Source organism: Comamonas antarctica (assembly GCF_013363755.1).
In the GTDB taxonomy this organism is placed as follows: domain Bacteria; phylum Pseudomonadota; class Gammaproteobacteria; order Burkholderiales; family Burkholderiaceae_C; genus Comamonas; species Comamonas antarctica.
On sequence record NZ_CP054840.1, the window covers coordinates 863378 to 881575 of the forward strand.

14 protein-coding genes are annotated in these 18198 nt (G+C 69.8%); 9 read left to right on the plus strand and 5 right to left on the minus strand.

The annotated features are described in order from the left end of the window. Positions 1 to 43 precede the first annotated feature (43 nt). The 8 genes from HUK68_RS04110 to HUK68_RS04145 all read left to right on the plus strand — a co-directional run bounded on the left by HUK68_RS04110 (position 44) and on the right by HUK68_RS04145 (position 9767). Entirely contained in the window at positions 44 to 1033 is a 990-nt protein-coding gene (locus HUK68_RS04110; RefSeq protein ID WP_175503051.1) for a Bug family tripartite tricarboxylate transporter substrate binding protein, read from the plus strand. A gap of 61 nt (positions 1034 to 1094) precedes the next feature. After that, entirely contained in the window at positions 1095 to 2576 is a 1482-nt protein-coding gene (locus tag HUK68_RS04115; protein WP_175503052.1) for an aldehyde dehydrogenase family protein, read from the plus strand. 222 nt (positions 2577 to 2798) lie between these two features. Next, positions 2799 to 3083, plus strand: coding sequence for a DUF3649 domain-containing protein (locus tag HUK68_RS04120; RefSeq protein WP_175503053.1), 285 nt, complete (start codon positions 2799 to 2801; stop codon positions 3081 to 3083). Position 3084: 1 nt separating this feature from the next. Further along, the gene (locus HUK68_RS04125; protein ID WP_175503054.1) at positions 3085 to 4758 is read left to right on the plus strand and encodes a PepSY-associated TM helix domain-containing protein; all 1674 of its coding nucleotides are present in this window, start codon (positions 3085 to 3087) and stop codon (positions 4756 to 4758) included. Continuing rightward, positions 4755 to 5108, plus strand: a complete 354-nt coding sequence (locus HUK68_RS04130; RefSeq protein ID WP_175503055.1) for a DUF3325 domain-containing protein — start codon at positions 4755 to 4757, stop codon at positions 5106 to 5108. The genes HUK68_RS04125 and HUK68_RS04130 overlap by 4 nt, the downstream gene beginning before the upstream one ends. Positions 5109 to 5209: 101 nt before the next feature. Beyond that, positions 5210 to 6382 carry an efflux RND transporter periplasmic adaptor subunit gene (locus HUK68_RS04135; protein ID WP_175503056.1) on the plus strand — a complete coding sequence of 391 codons (1173 nt, stop codon included), beginning with the start codon at positions 5210 to 5212 and terminating at the stop codon, positions 6380 to 6382. Next, positions 6376 to 8364 (plus strand): ABC transporter permease, encoded by a 1989-nt coding sequence (locus HUK68_RS04140; RefSeq protein ID WP_434082457.1) that lies wholly within the window; start codon positions 6376 to 6378, stop codon positions 8362 to 8364. Before HUK68_RS04135 ends, HUK68_RS04140 begins: the two co-directional genes overlap by 7 nt. Continuing rightward, positions 8361 to 9767: an efflux transporter outer membrane subunit gene (locus HUK68_RS04145; RefSeq protein ID WP_175503057.1), complete on the plus strand. Its 1407-nt coding sequence runs from the start codon at positions 8361 to 8363 to the stop codon at positions 9765 to 9767. The genes HUK68_RS04140 and HUK68_RS04145 overlap by 4 nt, the downstream gene beginning before the upstream one ends. 282 nt (positions 9768 to 10049) lie before the next feature. Here HUK68_RS04145 and HUK68_RS04150 read toward each other — a convergent pair whose 3' ends face one another. The 5 genes from HUK68_RS04150 to HUK68_RS04170 all read right to left on the minus strand — a co-directional run bounded on the left by HUK68_RS04150 (position 10050) and on the right by HUK68_RS04170 (position 17213). Next, a complete protein-coding gene (locus HUK68_RS04150; protein ID WP_175503058.1) occupies positions 10050 to 10910 on the minus strand; it encodes an isocitrate lyase/PEP mutase family protein in 861 nt (286 codons plus the stop codon). A 7-nt stretch (positions 10911 to 10917) separates the two neighbouring features. Next, on the minus strand, positions 10918 to 11898 hold the full coding sequence (locus HUK68_RS04155) for a tripartite tricarboxylate transporter substrate binding protein (protein WP_175503059.1): 981 nt from the start codon (positions 11896 to 11898) through the stop codon (positions 10918 to 10920). 282 nt (positions 11899 to 12180) lie between these two features. Then, positions 12181 to 14484 carry an ATP-dependent DNA helicase gene (locus HUK68_RS04160; protein WP_244146246.1) on the minus strand — a complete coding sequence of 768 codons (2304 nt, stop codon included), beginning with the start codon at positions 14482 to 14484 and terminating at the stop codon, positions 12181 to 12183. Continuing rightward, positions 14457 to 16133 (minus strand): VRR-NUC domain-containing protein, encoded by a 1677-nt coding sequence (locus HUK68_RS04165; protein WP_175503060.1) that lies wholly within the window; start codon positions 16131 to 16133, stop codon positions 14457 to 14459. Before HUK68_RS04165 ends, HUK68_RS04160 begins: the two co-directional genes overlap by 28 nt. Positions 16134 to 16268: 135 nt before the next feature. After that, positions 16269 to 17213, minus strand: coding sequence for a LysR family transcriptional regulator (locus tag HUK68_RS04170; RefSeq protein ID WP_175503061.1), 945 nt, complete (start codon positions 17211 to 17213; stop codon positions 16269 to 16271). 127 nt (positions 17214 to 17340) lie between these two features. On the opposite strand from HUK68_RS04170, the gene HUK68_RS04175 reads away from it, so the two are divergent. Next, positions 17341 to 18135 (plus strand): SDR family NAD(P)-dependent oxidoreductase, encoded by a 795-nt coding sequence (locus HUK68_RS04175; RefSeq protein ID WP_244146247.1) that lies wholly within the window; start codon positions 17341 to 17343, stop codon positions 18133 to 18135. The last annotated feature ends 63 nt before the right edge of the window (positions 18136 to 18198 follow it).

The window sequence follows — 18198 nt, forward strand, 5'->3', positions numbered from 1 at the left end:
TGCTTCCCGTGAGCGACCGATAACTATTAAGGACAGACAAACCATGCCAACGCGCCGCACCCTCCTGGCCCTCGCACTGCTTTCGCCGCTGTGTTCCATTGCTTCCGCCCAGAGCTCAGCCGCCCAGAGCTCAGCCGCCCACAGCTTTCCCGCCCGCCCGATCACCATCGTGGTCGGCTCGACGCCGGGCAGCGCCACCGACGGCCTGGCGCGCGCCGTGGCCGCCGAAGTCGGCAAGGAAACCGGGCAATCGGTGATCGTCGACAACCGCGCGGGTGCTTTTGGCGGCATCGCGGCCCAGCATGTGGCGCGCGCCCAGCCCGACGGCTACACGGTCTTCATGACCACCAACACCACGCAGTCGGCCAACCCGCACCTGCTCAAGAAGCTGGCCTATGACCCGCTCAAGGACTTCGCGCCGGTGGCGCTGCTGGCCAAGGGCCCGCTGCTGCTGGTGGTCAACCCCAAGCTGGGCGTGAACAGCATCGCCGAACTCGTGGCGCTGGCCAAGCGCCAGCCGGGCAAGCTCAACTACGGCTCGGGCAGTTCCTCGGCGCAGGTCGCCACCGAGCTGTTCCAGCAGATGACGGGCACCGAGTTCAACTATGTGCCCTACCGCGCCAACCCGCCGGCGGTGATGGACCTGATCGCGGGCCAGACCGATCTGATGATCGTCGACCTGGCGACCACCGTGCCCCAGGTCAAGGCCGGCAAGCTCAAGGCGCTGGGCCTGAGCAGCCCGGGCCGCTTGTCGCTGATGCCCGGCGTGCCGGCGATCAGCGAGTCGCTGCCGGGCTATGAATTCGGCTACTGGAATGCGCTGTATGCGCCCGCGGGCACGCCCGCGCCGGTGGTGAACAAGCTCAACGCGCTGATGCGCAACGCGATGCAGACGGCCTCGGTGCGCAGCGTCGCGCAGCAGTCGGGCATGGAGACCACGCTGTCCACGCCCGAGGAAATGAACCGCTTCCAGATCGCCGAGTACGAGCGCTGGGGCAAGATCATCAAGACCGCCGGCATCGAACCCGAATAAGCGGCCGCCGCCCATTGCCATCGGGCGCCCCGCGGGGCGCCCTTCCATTTGAAAGAAGCACATGCTGCAATCCACCGATGCCCTGACCGGCGCCCCGCAGGGCGCTGCCTGGGCCGAATCCACGGCTGAACAGATCGATGCCGCCGTTGCCGCCGCAGCTGCCGCGGCCGACGCCTTTGGCGCCACTTCGGCGCCCGTGCGTGCGGGTTTCCTGCGCGCTTTGGCCGAGGCGTTGGCGAACAACGCCGCCGCCTTGCTGCCCGTGGCCGACCGTGAAACCGCGCTGGGCCTGCCCCGGCTCGAAGGCGAGCTGGCGCGCACCGCGTTCCAGCTGCGCGGCTTTGCCACGGCGCTCGAAGACGGTGCGGCGCAGGCGTTTCTCGACGAGCCGGCGATTGCCGGCGCGCCGCCCGCGGGGCGTCCTCGCCTCACGCGCATCCACGCGCCGCTGGGGCCGGTGGCGGTGTTTGCCGCGAGCAACTTTCCGTTTGCGTTCTCGGTGCTGGGCGGCGACAGCGCCAGCGCCTGGGCCGCGGGTTGCCCGGTGGTGCTCAAGGCCCACCCCGGGCACCCGCAACTGTCGCGCGATGTGGCGGCTATCGCGGCCGCGGTCGTGGCGCAGTGCGGCCTGCCCGCGGGCGTGTTCCAACTGGTCGAAGGCGGCGCGGCCGCCGTGGGCGTGCAGCTGGTGCAGGCGCCGGCGATTGCGGCCGTGGCCTTTACCGGATCATTCCAGGGCGGCACGGCGCTGTCGCGGCTCGCGGCCGAGCGCGCGCGGCCGATTCCGTTCTATGGCGAGCTGGGCTCGGTCAATCCGCTGGTGGTGCTGCCCGCGGCGTTGAAGGACGGCCCGGACGCGCCGGCGCAGACGCTGGCGGACTCCATCTGCCTGGGCGCGGGACAGTTCTGCACCAGCCCGGGCGTGGTCGTGGTGGGCAAGGATGCGCCGGGCGAGGCGTTCGTGCAGCAGCTGCGCACCCGCCTGGCCGCCCTCGCTCCGCATGCCATGCTCAATGCCGGCATCCGCGCCGCGTTCGAGCGCGGCGTCGAGCGCTGGCGCCGGCACCCGGCGCTGCAGGTGCTGGTCGACGGGCAGCGGCCGCAGGGCACGCCCCATGCCTTTCTGGCGCAGGTCGATGCGGCGGACTTCATTGCCGCGCACGCGCTGCACGAGGAGGTGTTCGGCTCCGCGGCGCTGGTGGTGCGCGTCGACGATGCCGGCCAGGCGGCGCAAGTGCTCAAGGCCATTGGCGGCACGCTGACGACCACGCTGTGGGGTGTTGCATCGGGCGACGACCAACCCGATGCCGCGCAGCTGGCGCTGGTGCGCACGGCGGTGCAGGTGTCGGGCCGGGTGCTTTTCTCGGGTGTGCCCACGGGCGTGGCCGTGACGGCCGCGCAGCACCATGGCGGCCCGTTTCCGGCATCGACGGCATCCTTCACGACCTCGGTGGGCTACGCCGCCATCGCGCGTTTCCTGCGGCCGCTGGCGCTGCAGGATGCGCCGGCGTGGCTGCTGGCGCGCGAGGGCGCCTTTTTCTGAGCGCATGACGCGGGGCGCGGCCACTGCGTCCCGCGCCAGCGTCGTTCGCCTAGTTTTGCGAACAATTCTCATTCATAATCGCGCTGCCTGCCTTGCGGTCAGCGCCTGAGGCGCGTGCCTGCGCGCTGGAGCTTTGCTTTTTCCCTGTTCATTCAGAAGACAGCAGCTGCCTGCCGCCCAGCGGCATCCAGACGGACCGGTGGCTTTTTTCCAGACTTCTGCATGAACTTTTTCTCCATTTCCGGCATGTGCCTGCTGTCGCGCGTGCTGGCCGCCGTGCTGGGCGGCTATCTGCTGGCCAGTGCCCTTGGCGTTTTCATCGGCACGGCGTTTGCCGCCGGCGCCGACTCGGTGCTGGCGGGCGTGCAGCTGGGCTTCGTGATCTACGTCGGTGCGGTGATCTGGGCGTTCTCGCCGGTGCCGCCGCGCCAGGTCTGGGCCGGCTTGCTGCTGCCCGCAGCCGCGTTGCTGGCCGCCGCAGCGCTGCTGCAGCGCGCGGGAGCTTGAGATGCCCAAGGCACAGACGACCTCGGGCGCGGGGCAGGGCGGCTTTCGCCAGGCCCAGGCTTGGCTGCATACCTGGTGCGGGCTCTGGTTCTCCTGGCTGCTGTTTGCGGTGTTCCTCACCGGTACGCTGGCGGTGTTCGCGGAGCCGATCACGCACTGGATGACGCCGGAGCACCATGCCGAGGAAGCCGCGGCGCAGGCGGCTTCGGGCTCAGCCTCGGCACCCATGGCGCAGCGCCTGCGCTGGGCCAGCGACTACATGCAGCAGCACCATCCGGGCGCGGGCATGTGGGAGCTGTGGCCCGCCGATGCGCAGGGCGCGGGCGAGCTGCGCGTCTACTGGTTCGACAGCCGGCGCCAATATGCGTCGGCGCAACTCGATGCGGCCAGCGGCATGCCGCTGGCCGGCAGCGAGACCGCGCCGCAGCGCCAGACGCTGGGCGGCCAGCATTTCGTCGATTTCCATTACCAGCTGCATGCGGGCCCGATCGGGCTGTGGATCGTGGGCATTGCCGCACTGGCGATGCTGGCGGCGCTGGTCAGCGGAGTCATCACGCACCGGCGCATCTTCCAGGACTTCTTCACCTTCCGCACGGGCCGGGGCCAGCGCAGCTGGCTCGATGCGCACAACGCGGCGGCGGTGCTGACGCTGCCGTTCCAGTTCATGATTGCCTATACCGGCATCGTGATCTCGGGCGCGACCTTCCTGCCCGCGGCCGTGGCCCCGCAGTTCGGCGCGGGCGACGCGGGCCGCATCGCGTTCCAGGCCGCGCTCGAGGCGCCGGGCAAGCCGGAACCCTCGGGACGCGCCATGGCGGTGCCCGATCTCGAGCCCTTCGTGCTGCGCGGCCAGCAACTGATGGGCCAGCCGGTGCGCGCCGTGGTCATCGACCATCCGGGCGACGCGGCCGCGCGCATTGGCATCTACGGCTGGAACGAGGGCGAGGCTGCGCAGCGGCGCCTGAGCCCGACCAGCGGCATGGCGCTGTTTTCGGCCGCCTCGGGCGAGCTGCTGCAACTGCGCCAGCCCGGCGGCGTCGATGGCGGCAAGGCGGCGCTCGCGCAGTCCGTGCTGGGCGGACTGCACATGGTCAAGTTCGGCGGCTTCGCGCTCAAGTGGCTCTACTTCCTTTGCGGCCTCGCGGGCAGCGCGATGATGGCCACGGGCGCGATCCTGTTCATCGTCAAGCGCCGCACGCGCCACCTGGGCGAGTTCGGCGCGGCCACGGTGCGCGTCTACCGCTTGATCGAGGCTGCCAATGTCGCGGCCATTGCCGGGCTCGGCCTGGGCTGCATTGGCTATCTCTGGGCTAACCGCCTGGTACCGCTGGGCCTGGCGCATCGCGATGATTGGGAGCTCGCGGTGTTCTTCGGCGTCTGGGCGCTGGCGCTGGTGCATGCCCTGGCGCGCGCGCCCGCGGCCGCGTGGAAGGAGCAGCTGGGCCTGCTGGGCGCGCTGTGCCTGCTGCTGCCGCTGCTCAATGCGGTCACGGTGGGCGACCATCTGCCCGCACAGCTGCTGCGCGGCGACTGGGAAAGCGCGGGGGTGGAATCGTTTGCGCTGGCCACGGGCCTGGCCGCGCTGTGGGCGCGGCGCGTGGTGGCGCGGCGCAAGGCATCGGCCAAGCCCGCACGGCGCGTGGCGCGGGCGGCCGACGCGGAGGTGCGGTCATGAATCCCTGGTTTGCTTCGCTGCTGGCGCTGGCCTTGTCTTTTGCCGGCATGGCCGCGCTGGCCTTTGCCAAGGAGCGCCACTACGAACAGCTCACGGGCACGCACGAGTTGCCGCCGGCGCTGGCAGTGCAATTGCGCTGCCTCGGCTTTGCGCTGACGCCGTTCGCGGCGCTGCCCTGCGTCTGGGCCTGGGGCAGCGCCGTAGGCTGCGTGGCTTGGCTGGGCTTTCTTTCGGCGGGTGCGCTGGCCAGCGCTGCCGCCATCAGCGCGGCGCCGCGCCAGGCGGCGCGCGCGGCCTTTGCATTGGGGCTGGCGGCGGTAATCGCGCTGGCATGGGCCGGGTTGCGTTGAACGCCCCGGCCAGCACGCTTTTTTTCATTCGGGATGATTCAGATGGGTTGTTTGCTTTGCTGCCGGGCCGGGATGCTTGACGCGTGTTGCGGGAGAAATGCATGAAACGCGTGGATGCGGGACGCAAGGGCCTGATCGTGGCGGCCGTGCTGGCCGCGGCCGTGGCCGCGCTGTGGTGGAGCACGCGCACGCGCATCGTCTACACCACCGAACCCATTGCCCGCGCCGATATCGAGTCCTCGGTCACGGCCATTGGCACGCTGCAGCCGCGCCGCTATGTCGATGTGGGCGCGCAGGTGTCGGGCCAGATCACGCGGCTCAGGGTCGCGGCCGGAGACACCGTGGCCAAGGGTGATCTGCTCGTGGAGATCGATCCGAGCGTGCAGCGGGCGAGCGTCGAGGCCGGCCATGCGCAACTCGCCGGCCTGCGCGCGCAGCTGGCCGAGCAGCAGGCGCACCACCGGCTTGCGGGCCAGCAGCTCGAGCGCCAGAAGCAGCTCTCGGCCGACGAGGCCACGCGCCTCGAAGACCTGCAGAATGCCGAAGCCGAATTCGCCGCCACGGCGGCGCGCATGGCTTATCTCAAGGCGCAGATCGACCAGACGCAGGCGACGCTGCAGGCCGATGTCGCGCGGCTGGGCTATACGCGCATCTATGCGCCCATGGCCGGCACCGTGGTGTCGGTCGCGGCACGCGAAGGCCAGACGCTCAATGCCACCTACCAGACGCCCGACATCCTGCGCATCGCCGATCTCTCGGGCATGACGGTCTGGACCGAGGTCTCCGAAGCCGATGTGCGCCGCGTCAAGCCCGGCATGCCGGTGTATTTCACGACGCTGGGCGGCAGCGAGACCGGCGCGGCGCGGCGCTGGCAAAGCCGGCTGCGCCAGGTGCTGCCCGCGCCCGCGCAGACCGCGGCCAGCGCGGCCACGGGCGCCGTGCCCACACCGGTGATCAAGGCGGTGACCTATACCGCGTTGTTCGATGTCGATAACCAGGATGGCGAACTCATGCCGCAGATGACGGCGCAGGTGGTCTTTGTCGCCGCGCGCGCCGAAAACGCCGTGGCGGTGCCGCTGTCGGCGCTCGGCACCGACGCCCAGGGCAGCAGCGCGCGCGTGCTGGGCGCGGATGGCCAGCCCGAAACGCGCAGCCTGCGCCTGGGCGCGCGCAGCCGCCACCAGGTCGAGGTGCTCGAAGGCCTGCAGGCCGGCGAACGCCTGGTCACCGGCGAACAGCGCGTGGGCGGCGGCCCCGACTGGCTGCAATGGTGAGCGCCGCGCCATTCCTTGACTGCGCGCCGGGCGTGCCGCTGATCTCGCTGCAGGGCATTCGCCGGCAGTATGGCGGGCAGGGCGGCCAGCCCGCGGTCCAGGTGCTGCATGGCATCGACCTGGAGATCGGCGCCGGCGAGTTCGTTGCCATCGTCGGCCAGTCGGGCTCGGGCAAGTCGACGCTGATGAACCTGCTGGGCTGCCTCGACCAGCCCAGCAGCGGCAGCTACCGTTTCAACGGCCAGGATGTGGCGCGCCTGGACGGCGACGAGCTGGCGCTGCTGCGGCGCGAGGCATTTGGCTTCGTGTTCCAGGGCTACCACCTGATTCCCACCGAGTCGGCACGCGAGAACGTCGAGGTGCCGGCGCTGTATGCGGGCACGCCCGAGGAGGAGCGCGCGCAGCGCGCGGCGGCGCTGCTGGGCCGGCTCGGCCTGGCCGAAAAGCTGCATCTGCGGCCCAACCAGCTCTCGGGCGGGCAGCAGCAGCGCGTGTCGATCGCGCGCGCGCTGATGAACGGCGGCCACATCATCCTGGCCGACGAGCCCACGGGCGCGCTCGACAGCCATAGCGGCGCCGAGGTCATGGCGCTGCTGCACGAGTTGGCCGACGCGGGCCACACCATCATCCTGATCACGCACGACCGCGAAGTCGCGGCGCAGGCGCGCCGGGTGATTGAGATCCGCGACGGCCGCATCGTCGCCGACAGCGGCGCGCAGGCCGTGCGCACGCCCGCGCGCGCGCTGCCCGCGCCGCGCAGCGCCCCGGTGTCGCCGGGTCTGCAGTTCTGGAGCGACCTGCGCGAAGCCGCGCGCACCGCCTGGCGCGGCATGCGGCTCAACCGCTCGCGCACCGCGCTGACGCTGCTGGGCATCGTGATCGGCGTGGCCTCGGTGATCGTCATGCTGGCCATTGGCGAAGGCGCGCGGCGCCAGGTGATGGAGCGCATGGGCACCATGGGCACGGCGATTCTCTATATCGGCAGCAAGGCGCCGGCCACGGGCGGGCCCGCGGGCCAGCTGTCGGAGGAGGACTTGCAGGCGGTGCGCGAGCTGCCCGAGATCGCGCGCGTGCTGCCGGTGATCGGCGACCCGATCACCGTGCGCCACGGCCGCGCGGACAAGCAGGTCTACGTGTTCGCGGCCAGCGAGGAGATGCCCGCCGTGCACCACTGGCCCGTGGCCCAGGGCCGCTACTACACCGCGGCCGAGGACCAGGGGCTGGCGCCGCTGGTGGTGCTGGGCCACAAGGCGCACCAGCATTTCTTTCCCGACACGCCCAACCCGTTGGGACGCCAGCTGCTGATCGGCAATTCGCCGTTCGAAGTCATTGGCGTGATGAGCGAGCGCGGCGCGGACTCGGGCGCGCAGAGCTATGACGACATGGTCTTCATTCCCTACAACGCGGGACGCGCGCGCGTCTACCAGGCGCAGACCCAACCCGACTATGTGGTGGTGCAGGCGCGTTCATCCGAAGTGGTGCATGCGGCCGAGGCGTCCATGCACCGGCTGCTGCTCGCGCGCCATGGGCGCGAGGACTTCGGCATCGGCAACGCCGCGGCACGCATCCAGGCCGAGGCCGAGACGCGGCGCAGCATGACGGTGATGCTGGGGCTGATTGCCGCGGTCTCGCTGATCGTCGGCGGCATCGGCGTGATGAACGTCATGCTGATGACGGTGAAGGAGCGCACGCGCGAGATCGGCATCCGCGTCGCCACGGGCGCGCGCCAGCGCGACATCCTGCGCCAGTTCATGACCGAGGCGGTGCTCGTGACCTGGGTCGGCGGCAGCGTGGGCGTGCTGGCCGGGCTGCTGGTGGGCGGTGCTGATTGCCGCGGGTGTGCCGGTGGTGTTTTCCGTGACCGCGATGTTCGGCGCATTTGCCTGCGCGGTCGCGACGGGATTGCTGTTTGGCTTCATGCCCGCCAGGGCCGCCGCGCGCGCCTCGATCCGGTCGTGGCGTTGTCAGGAGATCTGCGATGAACATGACCGACCATGCCTGGCGCGCGCCGGGTTTGGCGCTGTGCCTGGCGCTGGCCGGCTGCGCCGCCGCGCCGGCGGCCCATGATGCGCGCACTGCGCCCGCCTTGCCCGCGCAATGGCCGTCGGCGGGCGATGCGGCCGCGCAGGCCGTGACCGAGCACTGGTGGCGCAGCTTCGGCAGCGCCGAACTCGACCGTCTGGTGCAGCTGGCCGGGCTGCAAAGCCAGGATCTGGCCGCGGCTGCGGCGCGCGTGCGCCAGGCCGAAGCCAGCGCGCGCCAGGCAGGAGCGGCGCTGCTGCCCGATGTCGCCGCCAGCATCGATGCCGGGCGCCAGGGGCGCTGGGGCGGCCAGGCCGAGGTGAGCGGCGGCCGCTATGGCGCCGCGCTCACGGCCAGCTATGTGGTGGACTTCTGGGGCGGCAACCGCGCGGCGCGCGACGCCGCGCAGGCCGGCCTGCAAGCCACGGCGTTCGACCGCGACACCGTGCGGCTCACGCTCACGGCCGGCGTGGCCAGCGCCTGGCTCGAGGACCTGGCCTTGCGCGAACGCGCGGCCATTGCCGAGATGAACCTGGCCACCGCCGAGCGCCTGCTGGGCTGGGTGGCATCGCGCCAGCGCGCGGGCGCGGCCACAGCGCTGGAGCTCGCGCAGCAGCGCGGGCTGGTGGCGGCGCAGCAGCGGCAGTTGGCCGCGCTGCGCCAGCAGGCGCGGGCTGCGCGCACTGCGCTGGCGCTGCTGCTGGGGCAGCCAGAGCTTGCGCTCGAGGTGTCGGCGCAGCCCGCGGAATGGGCCGGCTTGCATGAAGCGCGCATCGATGCGGGCCTGCCCGCGCAGCTGCTCACGCGGCGCCCCGATCTCGCGCGTGCCGAGGCGCGGCTCGCGTCCGCCGATGCCAACGTCGCGGTGGCGCGCGCCGCGATGCTGCCGCGTGTGACGCTCAGCGCCGGCCTGGACGCGGGCGGCAGCAGTCCGGGCCGCATGTTCGACAACCCGCTGTATGCGCTGGCCGCGGGGCTGGTGGCGCCGATCTTCGATGCGGGCCGGCGGGCCGCAGGCCGCGATCTGGCACAGGCGCAGCGCGAGGAACTGCTGGCCGACTACCGCCAGGCCATCGTGTCGGCGTTTGCCGATGTCGAAGCCGCGCTCAACGCCGCGCACGGCCTGGCCGCGCAAAGCCTGGCGCAGCAGCAGGAGCAGCGCCAGGCGCAGCGCGCGCTGGCACTTGCCGAAAACCGCTGGCGCGCGGGCGCGGAAAGCCTGCTGACGCTGCTGGATGCGCAGCGCACGCTGTACGCGGCGCAGGATCTGGGAGTGCAGTTGAAGCTGGCGCGGCTGCAGGCGCGGGTAGGGCTTTTCCGCGCACTGGGCGGGGGCTGGAGCGCGGTGCCAAGCGCCTTCTGAGCCGGATCACGGCTGCGGCGGCGCCAGGCCAGCGCCGCTGGAGCTAGGGTCTGTCTGACTGAAGTCATGGGAGCCGAGCCACAATAAAGCGACATTCACAGCAACAAGAAGCTGAGTCCTAAATAACCGTTCGTCCTGAGCCTGTCGAAGGATGAACGTCCTGCGCTCAAGGCATGAGGACGGCCGTTCATGGTTCGACGGGGCCGCCCAGGCAGGCTCACCACGAACGGTTCCACCAACAGTCAATATTGGCTGCGGCCCAGCTTCTCAGTCAGACAGATCCTAGGTGTACTTCTGCTCCAGCGCGTCCCAGAAGTCCTTGTTGACCAGGCGCTGGCGCTCGAGGAACGGCGCGACGATGGCCGGGTCTTCGTCGACCTGGTGCTTGTCGCGCAGCAACGTCAGGCAATTTTGCATGCCCGCGACCGCGCTTTGCAGCGCGGCGTTGGCATACAGCACGAAGCCGAAGCCCAGCTGGCCGAGTTCGTCGGCGCCGAAGATCGGCGTCTTGCCGCCAATCACCATGTTCATGAGCTGCGGGCGGTCGAGCCTCTGGGGCAGGGCGCGCACCTCCTCCTCGCGCGTGACGGCTTCGACGAACAGAATGTCGGCGCCGGCCTCGGCGAATGCCTGGGCGCGGTCGACGGCGGCATTGAAGCCGTGCACTGCCGCCGCATCGGTGCGCGCCATGATCAGCGTGCCGCTGTCGCGGCGCGCGTCGACGGCGGCGCGGATCTTGCCCAGCATCTCGCTGGTCTCGATCACGGCCTTGCCGTTGAAGTGGCCGCAGCGCTTGGGCGATACCTGGTCCTCGAGCTGGATGCAGTCCGCGCCCGCGCGCTCGAGCGTGCGCACCGCATGGTAGGTGTTGACGGCATTGCCGAAACCCGTGTCCGCATCGACGAGCAAGGGGACATCGACGGCATCGCGGATGCGCGCCGTGTGTTCGGCGATGTCGGTCAGGCCGATGAAGGCCTGGTCAGGCATGCCGAGCCACATGTTGGTCACGCCGGCGCCGGTCACATAGATGGCCTCGAAGCCGAGGTCGGCCGCGAGCCGCGCCGACAGCGCGTTGAAGGCGCCGGGCACGATGACGCCGCGGCGCGCATCGGCCAGGGCTCTGAGTTGTTGCTTGGGATTCATGGGACGTTTATTTCTCTTGCATTTTTGCGGCCTTGACGATCTCGCCCAGGCGCTTGCGTTCGGCATCGGCAAACTTCACGAACTCCTGGCGCGTGCCGCCGACCGGCTCGATGCCAAGGCCCTTGAGCTTGTCCACGGTCGCGGGTTCCTTCATGGCCTTGTCCACGGCCGCGGCGAGCTTGTCGAGGATGGCGGCCGGCGTGCCCTTGGGGGCGTGGATGCCGGCCCAGTGGGCGATCTGCAGGTCGGGGAATCCTTGTTCCACGGCGGTTGAAAGCTGGGGATAGGCCGAGATGCGCTGCGTCCAAGTGGTTGCCAGCGGCTTGAACTTGCCTTCATGCAGGATGTGCGGCAGCGCGATGATGCTGGCCTCGGAGGTGCCCTCGACCTGGCCGCCGAGCACGGCGGTCGTGCTTTCGGAGCCGCTCTTGTAGGGCACGGGCTGCAGCTGCGCGCCATACTTGACGTTGAGCATCTCGGCGACGAAGTGCGGCGTGCTGCCGGTGCCGGCCGTGGCGAAGTTGAAGCCCTGGCCCTTCTTGGAAGCCTCGACGAAATCGCGCAGGTTGTCGTAGGGCGCATTCCGGGGCACGACGATCACCGACGGCGCCAGGCCGATCATCACCACGGGCTGCAGCGCGTCGTCCTTGAAGGGCATGGACTTCTTGATCATGCTGTTGGAGATCACGCCCGCAGCGCTGACCAGCAACGTGTAGCCGTCGGGCGCGGCCTTGGCCACGATGTCGGCGCCCACGGTGCCCCCCGCGCCGGGACGGTTGTCGATCACCACCGGCTGGCCCAGCACCTTGGAGGCACCTTCGGCGGCCGAGCGTGCCATGAGGTCATTGGCGCCACCGGCGGCGAAGGGCACGACCAGGCGGATCGGACGGGTCGGCCAGCTGTCGGCCGCGTCGGCGGCATGGGCCAGCGGGGCCACGGCCAGCAGCGCAAGGGAATGGGCAATCAGATGGCGGCGGTGCAAGATCATCGAGGTCTCCTGGAGTCGTTGGTATTGCAAGCCAAGGTGCAAACCGCATGCCAGTCCGAACCAGGGTAAACCACTACCCCTGCAAGTCGTTGAATTGACAGGGTTTTACCGCTTTCGCTGCACCCGCGCGTGGCCGTATCACCGTGGCGGGTTTCATCGGTGAAATGAAGGCTTGCAGGGATGAAACACGCTGGTGCGCAGCGGCTGCCATGCTGCAGCCCAGGCTGTGGCCGATGCGGCGCGAGAGGGCACCTCCCGGCCTGCGCTGAAAGCCGGTCTGGCTTATCCCCACCACCCCGGCATCAACCTGCGCACCTCGTCCCGCCCGAACCGGTCGTCCATCAGAAACAAGTCCCCGGTATCGCTTTCCGAGCGAATCACGCGCCCCGCGGCTTGCACCACCTTGCGCAGGCCGGGGAACAGGTAGGTGTAGTCATAGCCGGTGCGGGTGCCGAAGCGCTGCTGCATGCAGCGCTTCATGCTTTCGTTGACCGGGTTCAGCTGGGGCAGGCCCAGCGTGGCGATGAACGCACCGATCAGCCGGTCGCCGGGCAGGTCGATGCCTTCGCCGAAGGCACCGCCCAGAACCGCGAAGCCAATGCCGTGGCCGCCGGGCTGGAAGCGGTCGATGAAGGCCTGGCGGCTGTCCGCCCCCATGGCGCGCACCTGGCGCCAGACCGGCGGCGCATCGGGCTGGGCGCACAGCGCATCGGCCACGCGCTCGAGGTAGTCGAAGCTGCTGAAGAAGCACAGGTAATTGCCCGGGCGCTTGCCGTACTGCGTGCGGATCAGCGCCACGATGCGCGCCACCGAGGCCTCGCGGTCCTGGTAGCGCGTGGAGACATCGCGCACGATGTGCACCGCGAGCTGCGCGGCCTTGAACGGCGCGGGCACGTCGATCCAGCCCGTGTCTTCGGGCATGCCCAGCGTGTCGCGGTAGAACGTCGCCGGGCTCAGCGTGCCCGAGAACAGCACCGTGGCATGCGCGGCCGCGTGGCGCGCGAGCAGGTGCGGCGCGGGAATCACGTTGCGGATGCACAGCACCGACGCGCGCTTGCGCCGGCCTTGCGCGGGCACCAGCGTGACATCGAACAGCGCATGGTCGTCGAACTTTTCCTCGAGCACGGAAAACTGCAGCGCCTCGAGATAGAACGCCAGCACCGGGTCGCCGGGCAGCATCGGTATGTCGGCATTGGCCTCGGCAATCAGCGAGACGGCCTTTTGCAGCGCGGCCATGAAGTCCAGCGGCACCTGGGCGTGGCATTGGTAGCCATCCTCCTGGCCCGCGTGGATGTCGGTCCAGGCGCGGCCGAGCGCATCCAGCGACTTGCGGATGCGGCCCTTGGCATGCTTGCGCGCCGCGGCCAGCGAGCCGGGCGCGAGTTCGGCGGTGTACATGCTGCGCGCGCGGTCGAGCAGGTTGTGCGCTTCGTCGACCAGGATGCCGACCTTCCACTGGTGGGCCTGGGTCAGCGCGTACAGCATGGCCGCGCCGTCGTAGAAGTAGTTGTAGTCGCCGACGACCACGTCGCTCCAGCGCGCCATTTCCTGCGTAAGGTAGTAGGGGCAGACCTCGTGGGCCAGCGCGACTTCGCGCAGGCGCGCGCTGTCCCAGACCGCGCGCACGCCGAGCACCGCGGCGCGCGCCGCAGGCAGGCGGTCGTAGAAGCCCTTGGCCAGCGGGCACGAGTCGCCGTGGCAGGCCTTGTCGGGGTGCTCGCAGCTTTTCTCGCGCGACTGCAGCGTCAGCGCGCGCAGCGGCGGGGCGCCGTCGGCCTGCAGCCTGGCATTGACCAGATCCAGCGCCTGCGTGGCCAGCCCATGGCCCGTGCCCTTGGCGGTCAGGAAGAAGATCCGGTCCAGCCCCTGGTCGGGGCAGGCCTTGAGCATGGGAAACAGCGTGCCTATGGTCTTGCCTATGCCCGTGGGCGCCTGCGCCATCAGGCAACTGCCGGGCTCGGGCGCGCGCGCGCAGCGGTAGACCGCGACCGAGAGCGCGCGCTGGCCCGCGCGAAACGCGCCCCAGGGGAAGCTCAGCGCCGCGAGCGCCGTATCGCGCGCGCTGCGGTGCGCATCCTCGCTTTGCGCCCAATGCAGGAAGCGCGCGCATTGCTGCGTGAAGAATTCCTGCAGCTCGGCGGCCTCGAAGGCCTGCACGATGGCGTCTTCCTTCTGCGTCGTGATGTTGAAGTAGATCAGCGCGATCTTCAGCCGCGGCAGTGCGCGCCCGGCGCACAGCATATGGCCGTAGACCTTGGCCTGGGCCCAGTGCAGCGCGCGGTGGTTGGCGCGGATCGCGTCGAGGTTGCCGCGGTAGGTCTTGATCTCCTCGAGCTGGCCGGCCTGCGCGTCGAAACCGTCGGCGCGGCCGCGCACGCGCAGCGTCTCGTACACCCCCTGCAGCGGCAGCTCGGCCTCGTATTCGGCGCCACGGCGCGACTGCACCAGCGCATGGCCCTCGATGCCCTGCTGCGCCGTGGGCGCGGGCGTGAAGCGCATGTCGAGGTCGCCTTGCTTGGCGGTGAACTCGCACAGCGTGCGCACCGAGACGGTATAGCTCACGGCGCAGCCCCGCAGCTGCGCCATTGCACATGGCAGACGCTGACCGGAATGCCATGCGCGCTGCAGTATTCGAGCCAGCGGATCTGGTTGTCCTGCAGCTTGTCGCCCGGGCCCTTGACCTCGACCAGTTCGTAGCGCTTTTCCCCGGGCCAGAAGCGCACCAGGTCGGGAAACCCGGTGCGGTTGGCCTTGACGTCGGCCATCAGCCGCGTGAACAGCAGCTTGAGATGCGCGGCGCTGATGCAGTCCAGCGCCAGCCTGAGCAGCGGCTCGGTCAGCACGCCCCAGAACACGAACGGCGACTGCACGCCCTGCTTGTCGGCATAGCGCTCGCAGATGACCTGCATGTAGTCGGGCGCATCGAGCAGGGCCAGGCAGCGCGCGAACTCGTCGGCGCGGCGCTGCGCGAAGTCGGGCGCGCTCAGGTCGGCGGGGGCGCTCTGGAACGGGTGGAAGAACGCGCCTTGCACCGGCGCGAAGATCGCGGGCCAGCACAGCAGGCCGAACAGCGAATTGACCAGCGCGTTCTCGACATAGAACACCGGGCTCGCGTCGCTGTGCCAGTGCTGGCGCAGCACGTATTCCACCGACATCGGCAGCGCGGGCGGGTCGAGCTCGATGTCCGTGCGCAGGCGCAGCAGCGCGCGTGCCGCGCCCGGGCGCCGGCCAGGCGGGCCCTGGCCCAGGCTGCGCTGCAGCCGCGGCAGCATGCGCAGCAGCTTCTGCTGCTCCTCATCGCTTTCGGGCGCCTGCTGCGCGGCCAGCGCGCGCTGCAAGGCTTCCTCATGGCGCTCCAGCCGTTCGAGCACGCGGATGTAGCGGTGGCGCGCGCCGGGATAGCTGCACTGCGCATAGGTCAGCAGCGCTTCGTCCCACTCGGCCGCGCGCTCGCAGGCGTTGCCCAGGCGCAGCAGCAGCTTGGCGCGGCGCTTTTCCAGCCAGGGGTTTCTGCTGCGGCAGGCTTCGATGGCCTGGCGCAGGGCCGCGGCGTCGCCGCCTTCCTCCAGGGCCTCGCGGCAGGCCTGCAGCGCCAGGTAGGCGTCGATGTCCTCGCGTGTCTGGAAAGCGCGTGAAGACGCATCGAAATCCACGCTCTCGTACTTGAACACGCCCAGGTCGGCCAGCACGAATTCGGTCCAGTCCTGGTGCAGGTTGCCAAAGAACATCAGCCGCAGGCGCTCGCTGAGCGCGCCCAGCATCACGCGCCATACCGGCTCCGCGGCCTTGGGATGCCATTCGGCATAGCGCCGCGGCTCGGCATGCTGGCTGCCCAGCGCCAGCAGCCAGTCCGACTTGCGCGTGCCGCCGCCGCGCTCGGCGCCCGCAAACACCGTGGCCAGCTCGCCCTTGGTGTGCAGGTCGAACAGTTCTTCGAGCAGCATCGGCGCCTGGGTGTCGAGCCAGCCCAGCGCCAGCAGCGGGTCGGCGGCCGCAGACACTTCGGGAATTTCCTCGTAGACCAGCTTGGAGGCGCGGAACCACGGCCCGCGGCGCATCAGCATGCGCACCAGCAGCGCGCGCGACAGCGGCGGCAGCGCCGCGAACTGCGCGAGGAAGTCGTGCTCGGCGCTGTCGAGCAGGTCGCTGTAGCGCTGCGCGATCCAGGCCAGCGCGCGCTCGAAGTTGTGCAGGTAGTAATAGCGGTGCGGCGGCACCGGAATGGACGCGGTCATGATTTGCCGGACCGGCTGCCGGCAACGGGAAGGCCGGAGATCTCAACCGGGGTGAACATGGCGCTACTGTACATAACTACATGTTTCGGCCCCTTCGGCAAATCCATGGAGGCTGCTTTGCTACTGCCTCTGTAGCTAGGACTGGCGGCCGGCCGTGGGCGGGAGTATCCAGCCCGCGTGCTTCTCCATCAGTCCCACGCCGACGGCACGCACCGCGGCCATGGCCTGCTGCGCGATGGCCGTGGGCGTGGCCAGACGGCGCGTGACGATGCTCACCGAGCGCACCGGCCCGTCGGCGATCTCCGAGACCTGCAGCCCGCGCAGGGTCTGCATCGGCATCATGCCCAGATAGGGCAGCACCGCGATGCCCAGCCCCGCCTTGACGAAACCCGCAATGGTGCCGACCTGATCGAGCTGCATCTTCGGGCGGAACTCGATGCCGCGCTGCAGGAAGGCGGCGCTCATGTAGCGCATCGCCGTGCTGGCATCGGTCATCGTGATCAGCGGCAGCCCGGACAGGTCGTCGAGCTGCAGGCGCGGCCCCAAACGCTTGCGCCAGGGGCCGCACGACAGCAGCACGAAGCGGTCGCGCAGCACCTCCTCGTAAAGCAGCGCGGGGTGCGAGGGCGCGACCGACGCGAGTGCGAAGTCGACCTGGCAGTCGAGCAGCCGCTGCACGCAGGCGCCGTTGGAGCAGTCATGGATGGTGATGTGCGGCTCCGGGTACTCGCGCTCCAGCGCCGTGCACACCGCGGGCAGCATGACCGTGGCCAGCGAGGGCAGGGAGGCAATGGCCAGTTGGCGTGCCTCCTGCCCCGCGGAAGACAGCATGCGCTGCAAGCCGGCATCGTATTCGCCAATCACCGAGCGCGCCATGGCCGCCAGCCGCTGGCCGCCTGCCGTGAGCTGCACGCTGCGCGTGGTGCGCTCGAACAGCGGCAGGCCCAGCGTCTGCTCGAGATCGCGGATGGCCTTGCTCAGCGAGGGCTGGGTCATGAACAGCTGCTCGGCGGTCTTGCTGAAGTTCAGCGACTCGGACAGGGCCAGGAACATGCGCAGTTGGCGCGGCGGAATATTCATGCCTTGATTCTATAAATTGCGAGCAATAAAGAATTTCAAAAATATATGGTGGCGCCGTAGCATCGATCCATGCATCCCGCGGGCGCCGCCCGGCGCGCTTCGAGAAGATGCCGACAAAGGAGACAAGGTGCTGGATCTGACAGGCAAGGTGGCATTGGTGATGGGCTGCGGCGCGGTCGCGCAGGGCTGGGGCAACGGGCGCGCGACGGCGGTGCTGCTCGCGCGCCAGGGGGCAAAGGTGTATGGCACGGACCTGTCCCTGGAGCAGGCGCAGGAGACGCAGCGCCTCGTGGCGCAGGAGGGCGGCGACTGCCATGTCGACGCCTGCGACGTGACGCGCGCCGACGAGGTCGCGCGCGTCGTCGCCGACTGCTTGCAGCGCTTCGGGCGCATCGACATCCTGGTCAACAACGTCGGGCTGTCTCAGCCCGGCGGGCCGGTGGACATGGAGGAGGCGGTCTGGGACGCGCAGCTCCAGGTCAATCTGAAGGGTACTTTCCTGTCCTGCAAGCATGTGATCCCGCAGATGCGCGCGCAGGGCGGCGGCGCCATCGTCAACGTCTCCTCGGTGGCCGGCCTGCGCTATGTCGGCAAGCCGCAGGTGGCCTACGCCACGGCCAAGGCGGGCCTGCTGCATTTCACGCACACCACGGCCGTGATCCATGCGGCCGAAGGCATACGCCTGAACTGCGTGGTACCGGGCCTGATGCATACGCCGCTGATCGAGGGACTGGCGCAGAAGTACGCCCAGGGCGACACGCAAGGCTTTATCGACCACCGCAACAACCAGGTGCCGATGAAGCACATGGGCACCGGCTGGGACACCGCGCATGCGGTGCTGTTTCTCGTGGCCGATGAAAGCCGCTATGTCACCGGCACCGAAATCGTCGTCGATGGCGGCCTGGTGGCCGCAACGCGTTGAGCACAGTGCGGCCGCTGCGCGGGGGCGCTGTCGGCCGCGGCATATCCATACCAAGGAGACAAA